Origin of the sequence: Allobosea thiooxidans (assembly GCF_900168195.1) — a bacterium.
Lineage (GTDB): Bacteria > Pseudomonadota > Alphaproteobacteria > Rhizobiales > Beijerinckiaceae > Allobosea > Allobosea thiooxidans.
In genome coordinates, this window is the sequence record NZ_FUYX01000003.1 from 462,451 (window position 1) to 477,789 (window position 15,339).

The following is a 15,339-nucleotide window of genomic DNA, read 5'->3' on the forward strand; positions in this document are numbered from 1 at the left end:
CTTCTAGGCCTTCGTCAGCGGGACCTTGGGAACGGTGCGGACCGCGCGGCCGGAGGCCTTGGGGGGCTCGTCCGGGCCATCATCCGGTCCGGTGCCTCCCTTGGGCCCCTTGCGCGGCGCGGCCTTCGCCGGCTTGCCGCCCGCGGCCGCCTTGGCACGCGGCTTCGGCGCCCGCTTGGCCGTCGCCGCAGCGACATCCTTTTCCGGCTTCGGCTTAGCCGGCCCGTCGGGGAATTCAAGTCCGAGCACCTTGATGCCGGTTTCGGACTGGACGACCACGACCTTGACCGCGCCGCCGTTCTTGAGGCGCCCGAACAAGACCTCGTCGGCCAGCGGCGTCTTGATCGTCTGCTGGATCAGCCGCGCCATCGGACGGGCGCCCATCGTCTCGTCATAACCGTTCTCGACCAGCCATTCGCGCGCCTCTTCCGAGAGCTCGATGGTGACATTGCGGTCGGCGAGCTGGGCCTCGAGCTGGAGCACGAACTTGTCGACCACGCGCGCCACCACCGTCTTGGGCAGGTGCCCGAAGGAGATGACCGAGTCGAGCCGGTTGCGGAATTCCGGCGCGAACAGCTTGTTGATCGCGTCGGTATCGTCGCCCTCGCGCTTCGTCCGGGTGAAGCCATAGGCCGCCCGCGCCATGTCGGCGGCGCCGGCATTGGTCGTCATGATCAGGATGACGTTCCGGAAATCGACCTGCTTGCCGTTGTTGTCGGTCAGCTTGCCGTGGTCCATCACCTGCAGGAGGATGTTGAACAGGTCGGGATGGGCCTTCTCGATCTCGTCGAGCAGCAGCACGCTGTGCGGATGCTGGTCGATCTGGTCGGTCAGCAGGCCGCCCTGGTCGAAGCCGACATAGCCGGGAGGCGCGCCGATCAGCCGCGAGACGGTATGGCGCTCCATATATTCCGACATGTCGAAGCGGATCAGCTCGACGCCGAGCGAGGAGGCGAGCTGGCGCGCCACCTCGGTCTTGCCGACGCCGGTCGGGCCGGCGAAGAGATAGCAGCCGATCGGCTTCTCGCCGTCGCGCAGGCCGGCGCGGGCGAGCTTGATCGCGGAGGACAGGGCCTCGATCGCCTTCTCCTGGCCGTAGACCGAACGCTTCAGCGTGGTCTCGAGGTTGCGCAGCACCTCGGCGTCGTCCTTGGAGACGGTCTTGGCCGGGATGCGGGCCATGGTCGAGACCGCGGCCTCGACCTCCTTGACGCCGATCGTCTTCTTGCGCTTGGCCTCCGGCAACAGCATCTGCGAGGCGCCGGTCTCGTCGATCACGTCGATCGCCTTGTCCGGCAGCTTGCGGTCATGGATGTAGCGGGCGGAGAGTTCCACCGCCGCCTTGATGGCGTCGCTGGTGTAGCGGAGCTTGTGGAACTCCTCGAAATAGGGCTTCAGCCCCTTGAGGATCTCGATCGTGTCCGGGATCGACGGCTCGTTGACGTCGATCTTCTGGAAGCGGCGGACCAGCGCCCGGTCCTTCTCGAAATACTGGCGGTATTCCTTGTAGGTCGTCGAGCCGATGCAGCGCAGCGTGCCCGAGGCGAGCGCCGGCTTGAGCAGGTTCGAGGCGTCCATCGCGCCGCCGGAGGTCGCACCGGCGCCGATCACCGTGTGGATCTCGTCGATGAACATGATCGCCTTGGGGTGCTGCTCGATCTCCTTCATCACCTGCTTGAGGCGCTCCTCGAAGTCGCCGCGATAGCGGGTGCCGGCGAGCAGCGTGCCCATGTCGAGCGAGAAGACGGTGGCGTCCTTCAGCACCTCGGGCACCTCGCCGCGGGTGATCTTCAAGGCCAGCCCCTCGGCGATGGCGGTCTTGCCGACGCCGGGGTCGCCGACCAGCAGCGGATTGTTCTTCTGGCGGCGGCAGAGGATCTGGATCGTGCGCTGGACCTCGGGCTCGCGGCCGATCAGCGGATCGATGCGCCCATCCCTCGCCTTTCGATTCAGGTTGACGCAGTAAGCCTCTAGCGCGCTTTCCTTTTTCTTCTTGTCCTTGTCCTCGGCATTGCCCGGGTCGGAGCGCTGCTCGCGCTGGGGCTCGCCCTCCTCCTCGGCACCGCGCACCGGCCGGCTCTCGCCTGCGCCGGGGCGCTTGGCGATGCCGTGGCTGATGTAGTTGACCGCGTCGTAGCGGGTCATGTCCTGCTCCTGCAGGAAGTAGGCGGCGTGGCTCTCGCGCTCGGCGAACATCGCGACGAGCACATTGGCACCGGTCACCTCCTCGCGGCCGGAGGACTGGACATGGATGACGGCGCGCTGGATCACGCGCTGGAAGCCGGCCGTCGGCTTGGAATCGTCGCGACCGTCGGTGACGAGATTGGTCAGTTCCGAATCGATGTAGTCGACGAGGTTGCGGCGAAGCAGGTCGAGATCGACGCTGCAGGCGCGCATGACCGCGGCCGCATCCTGGTCGTCGACCAGGGCGAGCAGGAGATGCTCGAGGGTGGCGTATTCGTGGCGGCGCTCATTGGCGAGAGCCAGAGCCCGGTGAAGCGCCTGTTCGAGGCTGCGCGAGAAGCTCGGCAAGGGGAGCGCTCCTATCTGTTGCGGGAGTTTTCGGTCCGACCCAAGGCTACTTCTTCTCCATCACGCATTGCAGCGGGTGCATATGCTTCCGGGCGAGGTCCATGACGAGGGTGACCTTTGTCTCGGCGACCTCGTAGGTGAAGACGCCGCATTCTCCGACGCCGTTCTGATGCACATGCATCATGATCCGCGTGGCTTCGGCGCGATCCTTGTTGAAGAACCGCTCCAGGACATGAACGACGAACTCCATGGGGGTGTAGTCGTCGTTCAGCAGCAGGACACGATAGAGGTTCGGCTTGCGCGTCCGCGTGCGGGTCAGCACCGCGGTGCCGGCCCCCTCGCGCCCGCCACCGCCGGGAGGCCCGGCCCGTCTGGGCTTGTCGGCCATGGCGAGAGGCTTCGCGCTACCGCGTGGACGCGACACGAATCCAGCACGCATTGCCGTGTCCTCGCCCGCCTGCATCGTCCCCGTCCGCGCCATACCCGACAAAACCTGGCCCAATCGATCCTGCGTTCCCACCCGAGATAGTGCTTCGCCTACGAATTTACAGTCCTCGCTCCCGCTCCGCCAGCCCGTTCCCCTGCGCCACCCTCAACTCTTCGCAGCCCAGCCACGACGCACAACGGCTTGACCGGCCCGCCCTGCCCCGGACATATGCCGCCCGGGCCGCTGGACAAGGAAACCGCCATGACTCCCAACGCCGTCGTCACCATCGGCGAGGATCTCGCCCGGCCCGTGCGCTTCGGCAATGCGCTGCCGCTCGCGCTCATCGCCGGCCCCTGCCAGATGGAAAGCCGCGACCATGCGCTCGAATGCGCGATCGCGCTGAAGGAGATCGCGACCGCGCTCGATATCGGCCTCGTCTTCAAGACGTCTTTCGACAAGGCCAACCGCACCAGCGTCAAGGGCGCCCGCGGCATGGGGCTGCAGGCGGCCCTGCCGGTCTTCGCCGAGATTCGCCAGCGCACCGGCCTGCCCGTGCTGACCGACGTGCACGACGCCGCACAGTGCGCGCCCGTCGCCGAGGTGGTCGACGTGCTGCAGATCCCGGCCTTCCTCTGCCGCCAGACCGACCTGCTCGTCGCCGCGGCCCGGACCGGCCGGGTCGTCAACGTCAAGAAGGGCCAGTTCCTCGCGCCCTGGGACATGGTCAACGTCGCGGCCAAGGTGACGGAGAGCGGCAACCCCAACGTCATGCTGACCGAGCGCGGCGCCTCCTTCGGCTACAACACGCTGGTCACCGACATGCGCTCGCTGCCCATCATGGGTGAGATCGGCGCTCCGGTGATCTTCGACGCCACCCATTCGGTGCAGCAGCCCGGTGGCAAAGGCTCCTCGACCGGCGGCCAGCGCGAATTCGTGCCGGTGCTGTCGCGCGCCGCCGTGGCGGTGGGCGTCGCCGGCCTCTTCATCGAGACGCATCCCGACCCCGACCGCGCGCCTTCGGACGGGCCGAACATGGTCCCGCTCTCCGAGTTCCAGGAACTCGTCGCCGAACTGCAACGCTTCGACCGACTCGCCAAGCACCGCCCGGCACCGACGATCGCCTATGTCTGAGCCCGCGCAGGCCGCCGGCGACGACCTGCGCCTGCTGATCCCGGTTCTCGGCCTCTGCGGCTTCGCCTCGACCTTCACGATGCGACTGGTCGATCCGCTGGTCCCGACGCTGGCGCATGAGTTCGGCCAGAGCGTCCATCAGATCGCCTTCCTGGTAACGGCCTTCTCCGGCTGCTACGCGCTGGGCCAGCCCTTCCTCGGCCCGATCGCCGATTCCGTCGGGAAGCTGCGCAGCATCGCGACCTGCCTGGCTGCGCTCTGCCTGCTCTCGGCACTGGCCGCCTTCGCCACCAGCTTCTGGGTCCTGCTCGCCCTGCGCGCCGCCGGCGGCGTGATGGCCGGAGGCGTCATCCCCGCCGCGATGGCGGCGATCGGCGACCGCGCACCGATGGCCGAGCGACAGATCATGCTCGGCCGCTTCCTCGTGATCATGATCGTCGGCCAGATGGCGGGCGCGACGTTCTCCGGCCTCCTCGCCGACCATATCGGCTGGCGCGCCGTCCTCGGCGCCGCCAGCGTGCTGGCGGGCGGGGCCGCGCTGCTCGTCCGCCTCGCCCTGAAGCCCAGACCGGATGCCGCCAGGGCCCGGCTCAGCCTCGCCGGCGCGATCGCCAGCTACCGGGCCGTCTTCGCCAATCCGCGCAGCAAGCTGCTCTATCTGCTCGTCATGCTGGAAGGCGCGCTCGTCTTCGGTGTCCCGCCCTTCGTCGCGGCGATCCTGCACGAACGCTCCGGCGTCGGAGCGTCAGAGGCCGGCCTCGCGATCGGCGCGATGGGGCTCGGCGGGCTGCTCTACGGAACGCTGACCCGGGTGCTGGTCGAACGGATCGGGCCGCGCCAGATGATGCGGCTCGGCGGGCTCGCCATGGCGCTGGGCTATTTCGCCTTCGCGCTGCCGGGACCGTGGTGGACGGCGATCGGCATCTTCCTGATGACCGGCTTCGGCTTCTTCCTGCTGCACGGCACCTTTCAGGCACAGGCGACGGAGCTGGCGCCGACGGCGCGCGGATCGGCCATGGCCCTGTTCGCCTGCTTCTTCTTCATGGGCCACGCGACCGGGCCGCTCATGACCGGCACGCTGCTCCAGTTCGCCGGCACGCAGCTCGCACTCATCGTGCTCGGCGTCGGGATCGGCGTGCTCGGCCTCGTCACGCCGCGGCTGCTGCCGCCGCTCGGCTCGCGCAGCTGATCAGCGCCCGCGATAGGGCGCCACGCCCTGGTCGGGCAGCCACAGCCCCTTCGGCGGTTCGCCGGTCTGCCAGAACACATCGATCGGGATGCCGCCGCGCGGATACCAGTAGCCGCCGATGCGGAACCATTCCGGCTCGAGCAGATCAACCAGCGTCATGCCGATCGAGACGGTGCAATCCTCATGGAAGGCGCCGTGGTTGCGGAAGGCGCCGAGATAAAGCTTCAGCGACTTCGATTCCACCAGCCACTGCCCGGGCAGGTAATCGATGACGAGGATGCCGAAATCGGGCTGGCCGGTGACCGGGCAGATCGAGGTGAATTCGGGGCAGGTGAAGCGGGCCAGATAGCGCGTGCCGGCATGCGGGTTGGGCACCCGGTCGAGGCGGGCTTCCTCTGGCGAGGCCGGCAGGGCGCTGCTCTGCCCGAGCTGAAGGGTCGAGGCATCGATGGCCATAAGCGTGTTCTCCTGATGTTGCCCGGCTTCTAGAGCGCCCCCGCCGCGATGGGAAGCGCGGGGGCGGAGGGTTCGCCCGGTGGCCCCGCGCGGCTTTCGTGAAAACTAAATTAAGACTGGCGCGTTATCCGGGAAACGATCGGCTTTCGGCCGGCTCCTTCGCTGCACGGGCGGCGATGAGCCGGGAAGCCACCGCGGCTCGGGGCAATCCATGATCATCGCCGGCATCCTGCTCCTGACGGGTATCCTGATCGGCCTCTCATACCGCTACCCGGTGCTGCTTCTCGCCAGCCTCGGCGTGACGCTCGCCGCCTTCCCGCTCTGGTTCGCCCGCGGCGAGCTCGGGCTCCTCAGCATCGCCGTCTGGTTCGGCTACCTTTCCGCGCTGCAGGGCGGTTTCCTGCTCGGCGGCTATCTCGACACGGCACAGCAGCAGGACGGCTGGCTGCCCGAGCCGGACCGCCAGGCCTGAGGCCGGCGAAGGCCGCCAAAACACCGCCACCAGACCCGTCATCGAAGGCTCGACATGCGACGCGGCCGGCGAGATCGGCCGCCGAAGCCCCTCCACGGGCGGAGCGCCACGCCTTCCGACAAGGCGATTCCCCTTTCCCGTCCGATGTTCTAGAAGCGCCCCATCCCTGCCTCCTTCGGAGTGAGCCATGACCGCGATCATCGACATCATCGGACGCCAGATTCTCGATTCCCGTGGCAACCCGACAGTCGAGGTCGACGTTGTGCTGGAAGACGGCTCGATGGGCCGCGCCGCCGTTCCCTCCGGCGCCTCGACCGGCGCGCATGAGGCCGTCGAGCTGCGCGACGGCGACAAGTCGCGCTATCTCGGCAAGGGCGTGCTGAAGGCGGTCGAGGCCGTCAATGTCGCGATCGCCGAGGCGATCGTCGCCATGGACGCCGAGGACCAGACCGCGATCGACCAGACCATGATCGAGCTCGACGGCACGCCCAACAAGTCGAAGCTCGGCGCCAACGCCATCCTCGGCGTCTCGCTCGCCGTCGCCAAGGCCGCGGCGGAAGCTTCCGGCCTGCCGCTCTACCGCTATGTCGGCGGCACCTCGGCCCGCGTCCTGCCGGTGCCGATGATGAACATCGTCAATGGCGGCGCCCATGCCGACAACCCGATCGACTTCCAGGAATTCATGGTCATGCCGGTCGGCGCGGCCTCCTTCGCCGAAGGCCTGCGCATGGGCGCGGAGATCTTCCACACGCTGAAGAAGAAGCTGCATGACGCCGGCCACAACACCAATGTCGGCGACGAGGGCGGCTTCGCCCCCAACATCAAGTCGGCCGAGGCCGCGCTCGACTTCGTGATGCAGGCGATCGAGACCGCCGGCTACCGCCCGGGCGAGGATGTCGCGCTGGCGCTCGACTGCGCCGCGACCGAGTTCTTCAAGGACGGTTCCTATGTCTATGCGGGCGAGCGCAAGACGCGCGATCCCAAGGCGCAGGCGAAGTACCTCGCCAAGCTCGTCGGCAGCTACCCGATCGTCTCGATCGAGGACGGCATGGCCGAGGACGATTGGGAGGGCTGGAAGGCGCTGACCGACCTCGTCGGCTCGAAGTGCCAGCTCGTCGGCGACGATCTCTTCGTCACCAACGTTACCCGCCTGTCGCAGGGCATCAAGGCGAAGACGGCGAACTCGATCCTGGTCAAGGTCAACCAGATCGGCTCGCTGACCGAGACCCTCGCCGCCGTCGAGATGGCGCAGCGCGCCGGCTACACCGCCGTGATGTCGCACCGCTCGGGCGAGACCGAGGATGCGACCATCGCCGACCTCGCCGTCGCCACCAATTGCGGGCAGATCAAGACCGGCTCGCTCGCCCGCTCCGACCGGACGGCGAAGTACAACCAGCTCCTGCGCATCGAGGAAGAGCTCGGTGCCCAGGCGATCTATGCCGGCCGCTCTGCGCTGAAGGCGCTGGCCTGAGGCTGAAACAGCCCGCGTGCTGCACTGCAACGCGCGGGCGCCATGCGCACCAGCCCGTAACGAGGCCGGGCGCCCGACGCTAGACAGGGGCGATGGACCAACGCGCCCCTGCCCTGCCCGAGACGGATGCCCGAACCCGCCGGCGGCGGCGCCTCGCGGCCCTGGGCATGCTGCTGGCCGTGCTGATCTACGGCTCCAATTTCGTCATCAGCCGCCACGCGGTCCTGAACGGGCTGACACAGCACGACCTGATGGCGCTGCGTTTCGCCATCGCCGGCGTGCTGCTCCTGCCGATCTTCCTGCGGCCGGGGCTGCGTTCCTGCGGCGGGGTGGGCTGGAATCGCGGCTTCTGGCTGGCCGTGACCAGCGGCTTCCCGATGACCTATCTGATGCTGACGGGCCTGACGATGGCGCCCGCCGCGCATGGCGCCACCATCGGGCCGGGCACGGTGACGATGATCGGCATCATCGGCTCGGTCGTGCTGTTCGGCGCCGCCCTGACCGGCCGCCTCATGATCGGCGTCGCCGGCGTGCTCGGCGGCCTGCTCTGCCTCGGCATCGCCGGCAGCGCCGGGGCCAGCGCCGCCACGCTGCGCGGCGATCTGTGTTTCCTCGGCGTCGGGCTGCTCTGGGGCTTCTACCCCCTGCTGATCCAGCTCTGGCGGGTCGACGGCCTCGTCGCCACGGCGATCGTCTCGGTTTTGTCGCTCGTCTATCTGCCGATCTATTTCCTGTTCTATTTCCGTGGCTTCGACATCGCGCCCTGGTGGGTCCTGGCGCTGCACGGCTTCAATCAGGGCGTGCTCAACGTCATCGTCGGCCTGTGGGTCTGGGGCTGGGCGGCGCATGTGCTGGGGCCGTCCGTCGTCGGCCGCTTCCCGCCACTGATCCCGGTCACCGGAACGCTGCTGGCGATCCCCGTGCTCGGCGAGATCCCCTCCTCGCTCCAGCTCGCCGGGATCGTGCTGATCATCGGCGGGCTGTTCGTCGCCTCATGGCGCCGGCCGTCTCGACAGCCGCATCACGAGCAGGTTCCAGCCGACTGAGACGACGAGCCCGAGCGCCAGCGCAATCCATGAGCCGAGTGGCACCGCCGCCAGATGCACGACCACGAGGCCGAGCCCCGTGCCGAGCAGGCCGAGCGCGCCACTGCCGATGACCGCTGCCGCCGGCCCGCCGATGCGCGGCTGGAGGATGACGATCAGGCTCGACAGGACGATGGGCAAGCCCGCCAGGACGCCGGACCAGGTCGGGCCGACGCGCTCGCTCGCGACCGTCACGATGCCGACCAGCAGCGCGACGCATCCGGCGCGCAGCGGAATGGCAAAGCGCGACAGCTTGACGGGCCCGCGCGCCCGCGCCGCAAGATAGGGCCGAACCAGCGCATGCACGGCGAGGAAGGCGAGAACGTTCAGGCAGGCGAGCGGCCAGATCGAGAAATCCTGCGAGCGCACCGCCAGCAGGACGGCGATCCACACGGCCTGCCCGCCCATCAGGGCCGACAGCGTCGCATGGCGCTGCGCCAGGAGCACATAGGTCAGGATGAAGCCGGCATGGGTGACATTGGCGTTCATCGTGCCGAGAGCGCTCGCCGCCAGGAAGGCCGCGTCGTGGTCGAGCGCCAGGAAGACGAGCACGGGTCCGAGCGAGATCGGCAGCGTCGCGATCATCGCTGCGACGAGCGGCCCGGCGCGCTCGGCCAGCAACGAGCAGCCGACCACCACCGAAGCGGCAATCGTCATCTTCAGCGGCAGCAGCGCAAGCCCTGCGATCAAGCCGGCTCGCCCCTCTCCCAGCCTTCCCTGGTCTCGGCGATGAAATCGGCCAGGCGGCCCTGCGCGATGGCGGCGCGCAGGCCGGCCATCAGGTCCTGGTAATAGGCGAGGTTCACCCAGGTCAGCAGCATCTTGCCGAGCATCTCCTCAGCCTTGACGAGATGGTGCAGATAGGCGCGCGACCAGCCATTCGCCGCCGGGCAGGAGGACTGCTCGTCGACCGGGCGCGTATCCTCGGCGAATTTCGCGTTCTTCAGGTTCATCCGGCCGAAGCGCGTGAAGATCTGGCCGTGGCGGCCGGCGCGCGTCGGCATCACGCAGTCGAACATGTCGATGCCGCGCGCGACCGACTGGATGATGTCGTCGGGCGTGCCGACGCCCATCAGGTAGCGGGGCTTTTCCTGCGGCAGATGCGGCTCGACCGTCTCGATCATCGCCAGCATGATCTCCTGCGGCTCGCCGACCGCGAGACCGCCGACGGCATAGCCCTTAAGGTCCATCGCGGCGAGTTCGCGCGCGCTCTCGACGCGCAGATGCGGCACCGCCCCGCCCTGGACGATGCCGAACAGCGCCCGGCCGGGATGATTGCCGAAAGCCGTCTTGCAGCGCTCGGCCCAGCGCAGCGACAGCCGCATCGCCTTCTCGGCGACCTTGTCCTCGCAGGGCAGCGCGACGCATTCGTCGAGCTGCATGACGATGTCGGAGCCGAGCAGGTTCTGTATCTCGACCGAACGTTCGGGGCTGAGCACATGCTTCGAGCCGTCGATATGCGAGCGGAAGGTGACCCCCTCCTCGGTCAGCTTCCGCAATTGCGACAGCGACATCACTTGGAAACCGCCCGAATCCGTCAGGATCGGATGGGGCCAGTTCATGAATTTGTGCAGCCCGCCGAGCCGGGCGACGCGCTCGGCGCCGGGCCGCAGCATCAGGTGATAGGTGTTGCCGAGCACGACATCGGCGCCGAGCGCCCTGACCTGCTCGGGATACATGCCCTTCACGGTGGCGGCCGTGCCGACCGGCATGAAGGCGGGCGTGCGGATGACGCCGCGCGGCATGCTGATCGCGCCGGTGCGCGCGGCGCCGTCGCGGGCGGCGACATGGAAGGTGAAATCGGTGGTCGCGGCGGTTTCGGGCTGCGACAGCTGGGGCTGTACGGTCATGGCCTGCGAGGTAGAGCAGCGCGCGCCATTAGGGAAGAGGCGCGCGCAAGGGATGCGCCATGCGACGCTTCGAACACCCCGGCCAGGCCAAAAGCACTGGTCATCCCGGACAAGCGGCGAAGCCGCGCCGATCCGCGATCCATGCCGGAGCTTTTCCGGCAAGGGCCCAGGCATGGCCCCACGGGTCTCCGCTTCGCTGCGCCCGGGATGACCCGCGCCCTTATCCGTCCGGACCGCCCCCCTACTTCCCCGCGACCGCCGCCTCGTAGATCTCCGGCTTGAAACCGACGATCGTCTTGCCCTTGCCGAGGTCGAGCACCGGGCGCTTGATCATCGAGGGCTGGGCCAGCATCAGCGCGACGGCCTTGGCCGCGTCGAGCCCCTGCTTCTCGGCGTCCGGCAGGGCGCGGAAGGTGGTGCCGGCGCGGTTCAGCACCGTCTCCCAGCCATGCTCCTTCACCCAGCGCTCGAGCGAGGCCTTGTCGATTCCGCTCGCCTTGTAGTCGTGGAAGGCGTGCGAAACGCCGTGGCCCTCGAGCCAGACGCGCGCCTTCTTCATCGTGTCGCAGTTCTTGATGCCGTAGATCGTGATCGCCAAGACGCAGTCCTCAGGCCGGGCGCTTCGGGATGTCGAGGCCACGCTGCACGGCCGGGCGCGACAGGCAGCGCTCCAGCCAGATCGGCACATGCGTCAGGCTCGCATAATCGACGAGCTCGCCGGCGCCGTAGAAGCCGACGAGGTTGCGCACCCAGCCGAGGATCGCGATGTCGGCGATGGTGAATTCGTCGCCCATGATCCAAGTCCGGCTCACCAACCGGTCTTCCAGCACGCCGAGCAGGCGCTTGCTCTCATTGGCGTAGCGGTCGCGCGGGCGCTTGTCCTCGTATTGGCTGCCGGCGAATTTGTGGAAGAAGCCGAGCTGGCCGAACATCGGGCCGATCGCCGCCATCTGGAAGAAGACCCACTGGATCGTCTCGTAGCGCGCGGCGGGATCCTTCGGCAGCAGCTTGCCGGTCTTCTCGGCGAGATAGAGCAGGATCGCGCCCGATTCCCACAGGCCCAGCGGCTTTCCGCCCGGCCCGTTCGGATCGATGATCGCCGGGATCTTGCCGTTCGGGTTGAGCGAGAGGAATTCCGGCCCCCAGGTCTCGTTCTTGCCGATGTCGATCGCATGCGGCTCGTAGGGCAGTTCCAGCTCCTCCAGCGCGATCGAGACCTTCACGCCGTTCGGCGTCGGCAGCGAATAGAGCTGGATGCGGTCGGGGTGGCTGGCGGGCCAGCGCTTGGTGATCGGAAAGGCGGAAAGGTTGGCCATGGGGTGCTCCGGCGGAATCGGGCGAGCTTCGGCCGGAACGATAGAGCCGGGCGCGCCCAAAGCAACGGCCCGCCCGCCCTATTCCCGCAAGCCCGGCTTGCGACGGCGCATGATCACGGGCCGGACAGGGCCCAGCGACCCAGGATTTCGTAGCGTTCGCGCGGAACGCTGCGGATCAGGACGAAATCGTTCACGCGCCAGCTCAGCTCGCGCACGCGAAATGCCTTCGTCCGGAAACGATCGTAGAGCAGCGTCAGGTGCGGGCGCCGCAGGGGCTCCCTCGCGCGATAGCCAACTGCCCGCATGTCCCCATCCAGAGCGTCATGAAGGCGACAGGCTCCGACCACGCCATCGCCACCGGCGACGACGAGCGCGGGCTTCTCAGCCCCTTGGGCGAAGGTCGCGACCTCGTTGAAGGTCAGCCTGAAGGCAGCCTGACTGACGCGTTGCCCCGCGCGCTGCATCAAGGCGATCTCCTGGGAATCGGGTTCCCAGAACGCAGGCCAACCCCAGAGCGTGACGTGATATTTGCCGATGCCGCGCGGGCTGCCGGACAGTCCCAGCCAACAGCACAATGAACGGGCCATATGGTCGGCGGAAGCCGCGGCAACAGGATCGGGCAGAAGCGCGAAGAAGTAATTCGCCCGTTTGGGAAGCCAGACACTCCGTTCCATGGTCGCCTCCTTCGAAAGGATGGTCGAAGGAGGAACGATAGAACAAATCAAGAACATTTGTAAAGCGAGATCGACCTCCCGCGCCGTCGGCGCGAGAGGTCACGCTGTCAAGCCGGCGCGGTCTTGAGCAGGACGATGCCCAGCACCACCAGCACGACGCCGCCGATGCGGGCGGGGCTGAGGCTCTCGCCGAAGAGCAGGACCCCGAGCAGCACCGTCCCGGCCGCGCCGATGCCGGTCCACACCGCATAGGCGCTGCCGACCGGCAGGACTGCGAGCACCCGGCCGAGCAGATAGACGAAGGCGGCGAGCAGCAGCAGGGAGATCAGGCTCCAGCCCGGCCGCGTATAGCCTTCGGCATATTTCATCGAGACCGCCCAGGCGACGTCGAGCAGCCCCGACACGACCAGCAGCAGCCACGCCATTCCCTGGCTCATCGCAGCCTCATGCCGCCAGCTTCAGGCCCTCGGCCTGCATCGCCGCGCGCACCGCGGGGCGGGCCGCGATCCGGGCGAGATAGTCGCGCAGATGCGGAAAGCCGGAGAGATCGACCTTGGTGAAGGCGGCCCAGCTCGCGATGGTGAAGAGGTAGGCGTCGGCGACGGTGAAACCGGCACCGAGCAGGAAGGGCCCTCCCGCGGCGAGATGCGCCTCGACATAGGTCAGCCGCTCGCCAATGCGGCCGCGCGCGACGGCCTGAGCCTGCTCGCCATATTCGGGGTGGAACAGCCAGGGGCTGAAGCTCTTGTGCAGCTCGGTCGCGATGAAATTCAGCCAGCTCTGCAGCGCGAGGCGCTCGCGTGTGCCGGCGGCTGGAGCCAGGCCGCTCTCCGGCTTCAGATCGGCGAGATACTGGACGATGGCGACGCCCTCGGTGAGGAGCTCGCCGTCATCGAGCCGCAGGGCCGGAACATAGGCATTGGGGTTGATCGTGCCGTAGTCGACGCCCGTCTCGGTGAGATGCGGCGTCCTGCGGATGTCGACGCGCTCGATCTCGAGCGGGATACCGGCTTCCCGCGCCACGATATGCGGCGAGAGCGAGCAGGTGGCAGGAGCGTAGTAGAGTTTCATCGGTCGTCCTTTCAGAGGCCGCGACGGGCGGATGACGACAAGCTAGGCGCTGCGATCAAGCAATGCCCGTTGGCATTCCGCCAGCCGCGCTTGCATGACCGCAAGCGAAAGCTCTGCTAGACAGGACCGATGGAAGACTGGAACGCGCTCCGCCTGATCCTCGCCGTCCAGCGCGCCGGCAGCCTGACGGCGGCAGCGCAGCAGCTCGGCATCGACCATTCCACCGCCTTCCGGCGGCTCAAGGCCCTGGAGAGCCGGCTCGCGGTACGCCTGTTCGAGCGCTTGCCCGCCGGCGGCTACACGGCGACCGAAGCCGGTGCGCGGATGGCCGCCGCGGCGGAGCGAATGGAGGCGGAGGCGCACGCGCTCGACCGCGACCTCACCGGCCGCGACCACCGGCTGAGCGGGATGCTGCGCGTCACCTCCTCCGAGACTCTGGCCTATAGCCACCTGACGAGGCACCTCGCGCGCTTCCGGCAGGCGCATCCCGGCATCGTGGTCGAGCTCGTCATCGACAATCGCGTGCTCAGCCTGTCGCGCCGCGAGGCCGATATCGCGCTGCGGCCGATCCGCCCGCGCGAAGGCGATCTCTGGGGCCGCAAGCTCGCCGGCATCGCCTGGGCGCTCTATGCGACGCCGGCCTATCTCGCGGCACGCGGCGGCCCGCTCGACGAACCAAGGCAACTGGAGGAGCACGGCCTGATCGGCTGGGAGGAAACGGCCTCCGGGATCGGCGCCGCCAACTGGCTCGCGCGCGTCGCAGCGCCCGGCAGTTTCGCCTATCGGACGAACAGCCTGGTCAACCAGCTCGTCGCGGCCAAGGCGGGCATGGGGCTGGCCCTCCTGCCCTGCTATCTCGGCGATGGCGACGGCGAGGTGGTGCGCGCCATACCGGAGCCCATTGCCGACCTCGCCGGCGAGCTCTGGATCGTCACCCATGCGGATCTCAAGGCGACTGCACGCGTGCGCGCCTTCTTCGACCTCGTCGGCGACGCGCTGGCGCAGGAGCGCGACCTGTTCGAAGGCCACCGGCCGGCGAGCCAGCCGGTGCGGAACCCGTCATAGGCGGCCGCGGTGCGGGGCTCAGCGCGACAGCGCCGCCGCCCGGTCGAGCGCCGTCGCGAAACCCTGCAGCGAAATCGAGAACGGGGCCGCCGCCCCGCCATCGGCGACCGCCTTGACCTTGAGCGCGGTGCCGGTGCGCAGCATGACGAGCGTCGGGGCATCGAAGCTGACGGAGACCAGGCAGCCGCCCGGCATGCAGGTGCGGAAGCGGACGGGCTGCATCGCCGGCTTCTCGTCGACCTGGAAGGCGATGCCGGAATCGAGCGCGAGCCCGAAGGGCAGGACGAGCGTGCCCGAGAGCGTGCTTCCGGCCGGGGCGTTGAGTTCGATCGCCAGCAGGCGCTGGCCGTTCTGCTGCGCCTGGATCTGGGACAGGACGCAGCGCTTCGCCGCGCCCTGCTGCGCGCAGGCGACACGCCAGTCCCTGTAGGTCTCGTTGAGCGACGAGGCACCGCCCGGCAGGCTGGACGACGCCGCATTGCCGGCGGCCGGGACTGCGGGCTGTGCCCGGGCCGGCGCGGCCGAAGCCGCCATGCCGGCAGCGGCCAGAAGCGCCGACATCGCGAACCTGCCGGAGAAAACTATTCGAATCATCATCCT

General features: G+C 68.3%; 17 protein-coding genes. 6 read left to right on the plus strand and 11 right to left on the minus strand.

Translation table 11 applies throughout. The annotated features are described in order from the left end of the window. Positions 1-3: 3 nt before the first annotated feature. Positions 4-2,532: an ATP-dependent Clp protease ATP-binding subunit ClpA gene (gene clpA / locus B5Y19_RS08080; protein WP_055729955.1), complete on the minus strand. Its 2,529-nt coding sequence runs from the start codon at positions 2,530-2,532 to the stop codon at positions 4-6. 46 nt (positions 2,533-2,578) lie between these two features. Then, entirely contained in the window at positions 2,579-2,920 is a 342-nt protein-coding gene (gene clpS / locus B5Y19_RS08085) for an ATP-dependent Clp protease adapter ClpS (RefSeq protein ID WP_079591309.1), read from the minus strand. A gap of 300 nt (positions 2,921-3,220) precedes the next feature. On the opposite strand from clpS, the gene kdsA reads away from it, so the two are divergent. Both kdsA and B5Y19_RS08095 read left to right on the plus strand, forming a co-directional pair. Continuing rightward, positions 3,221-4,090: a 3-deoxy-8-phosphooctulonate synthase gene (gene kdsA / locus B5Y19_RS08090; RefSeq protein WP_055729982.1), complete on the plus strand. Its 870-nt coding sequence runs from the start codon at positions 3,221-3,223 to the stop codon at positions 4,088-4,090. After that, positions 4,083-5,279 carry an MFS transporter gene (locus B5Y19_RS08095; RefSeq protein WP_055729957.1) on the plus strand — a complete coding sequence of 399 codons (1,197 nt, stop codon included), beginning with the start codon at positions 4,083-4,085 and terminating at the stop codon, positions 5,277-5,279. Before kdsA ends, B5Y19_RS08095 begins: the two co-directional genes overlap by 8 nt. Here the strand turns inward: B5Y19_RS08095 and queF are convergent, their stop codons facing one another. Beyond that, the gene (gene queF / locus B5Y19_RS08100) at positions 5,280-5,735 is read right to left on the minus strand and encodes a preQ(1) synthase (protein ID WP_055729958.1); all 456 of its coding nucleotides are present in this window, start codon (positions 5,733-5,735) and stop codon (positions 5,280-5,282) included. Between the two features lie 211 nt (positions 5,736-5,946). On the opposite strand from queF, the gene B5Y19_RS08105 reads away from it, so the two are divergent. From B5Y19_RS08105 to B5Y19_RS08115, 3 genes are all read left to right on the plus strand, one after another. Continuing rightward, positions 5,947-6,207 (plus strand): hypothetical protein, encoded by a 261-nt coding sequence (locus tag B5Y19_RS08105; RefSeq protein ID WP_055729959.1) that lies wholly within the window; start codon positions 5,947-5,949, stop codon positions 6,205-6,207. A gap of 187 nt (positions 6,208-6,394) precedes the next feature. Further along, positions 6,395-7,678, plus strand: coding sequence for a phosphopyruvate hydratase (gene eno, locus B5Y19_RS08110; RefSeq protein WP_055729960.1), 1,284 nt, complete (start codon positions 6,395-6,397; stop codon positions 7,676-7,678). Between the two features lie 92 nt (positions 7,679-7,770). After that, positions 7,771-8,724 carry a DMT family transporter gene (locus B5Y19_RS08115; RefSeq protein ID WP_055729961.1) on the plus strand — a complete coding sequence of 318 codons (954 nt, stop codon included), beginning with the start codon at positions 7,771-7,773 and terminating at the stop codon, positions 8,722-8,724. Here the strand turns inward: B5Y19_RS08115 and B5Y19_RS08120 are convergent. The 7 genes from B5Y19_RS08120 to gstA all read right to left on the minus strand — a co-directional run bounded on the left by B5Y19_RS08120 (position 8,671) and on the right by gstA (position 13,674). After that, the gene (locus tag B5Y19_RS08120; RefSeq protein ID WP_079591310.1) at positions 8,671-9,453 is read right to left on the minus strand and encodes a hypothetical protein; all 783 of its coding nucleotides are present in this window, start codon (positions 9,451-9,453) and stop codon (positions 8,671-8,673) included. The two genes, B5Y19_RS08115 and B5Y19_RS08120, sit on opposite strands and share 54 nt — an antisense overlap. Further along, positions 9,450-10,613 carry a tRNA guanosine(34) transglycosylase Tgt gene (gene tgt, locus B5Y19_RS08125; RefSeq protein WP_079591311.1) on the minus strand — a complete coding sequence of 388 codons (1,164 nt, stop codon included), beginning with the start codon at positions 10,611-10,613 and terminating at the stop codon, positions 9,450-9,452. Before tgt ends, B5Y19_RS08120 begins: the two co-directional genes overlap by 4 nt. Positions 10,614-10,854: 241 nt before the next feature. After that, on the minus strand, positions 10,855-11,211 hold the full coding sequence (locus B5Y19_RS08130) for an ArsC family reductase (protein ID WP_139384299.1): 357 nt from the start codon (positions 11,209-11,211) through the stop codon (positions 10,855-10,857). Between the two features lie 10 nt (positions 11,212-11,221). Further along, complete coding sequence (locus tag B5Y19_RS08135; RefSeq protein ID WP_055729964.1) at positions 11,222-11,929, minus strand: glutathione S-transferase N-terminal domain-containing protein; 708 nt, start codon at positions 11,927-11,929, stop codon at positions 11,222-11,224. 113 nt (positions 11,930-12,042) lie between these two features. Further along, positions 12,043-12,603, minus strand: a complete 561-nt coding sequence (locus B5Y19_RS08140; protein ID WP_055729965.1) for a 2'-5' RNA ligase family protein — start codon at positions 12,601-12,603, stop codon at positions 12,043-12,045. Positions 12,604-12,710: 107 nt separating this feature from the next. Continuing rightward, the gene (locus tag B5Y19_RS08145; protein ID WP_055729966.1) at positions 12,711-13,040 is read right to left on the minus strand and encodes a DMT family transporter; all 330 of its coding nucleotides are present in this window, start codon (positions 13,038-13,040) and stop codon (positions 12,711-12,713) included. A 7-nt stretch (positions 13,041-13,047) separates the two neighbouring features. Beyond that, entirely contained in the window at positions 13,048-13,674 is a 627-nt protein-coding gene (gstA, locus tag B5Y19_RS08150; RefSeq protein WP_055729967.1) for a glutathione transferase GstA, read from the minus strand. A 129-nt stretch (positions 13,675-13,803) separates the two neighbouring features. Here gstA and B5Y19_RS08155 point away from each other — a divergent pair, with 129 nt between their 5' ends. Further along, a complete protein-coding gene (locus tag B5Y19_RS08155) occupies positions 13,804-14,739 on the plus strand; it encodes a LysR family transcriptional regulator (protein WP_055729968.1) in 936 nt (311 codons plus the stop codon). Positions 14,740-14,757: 18 nt separating this feature from the next. Here B5Y19_RS08155 and B5Y19_RS08160 read toward each other — a convergent pair whose 3' ends face one another. After that, complete coding sequence (locus B5Y19_RS08160) at positions 14,758-15,300, minus strand: invasion associated locus B family protein (protein WP_244555522.1); 543 nt, start codon at positions 15,298-15,300, stop codon at positions 14,758-14,760. Between the last annotated feature and the right edge of the window lie 39 nt (positions 15,301-15,339).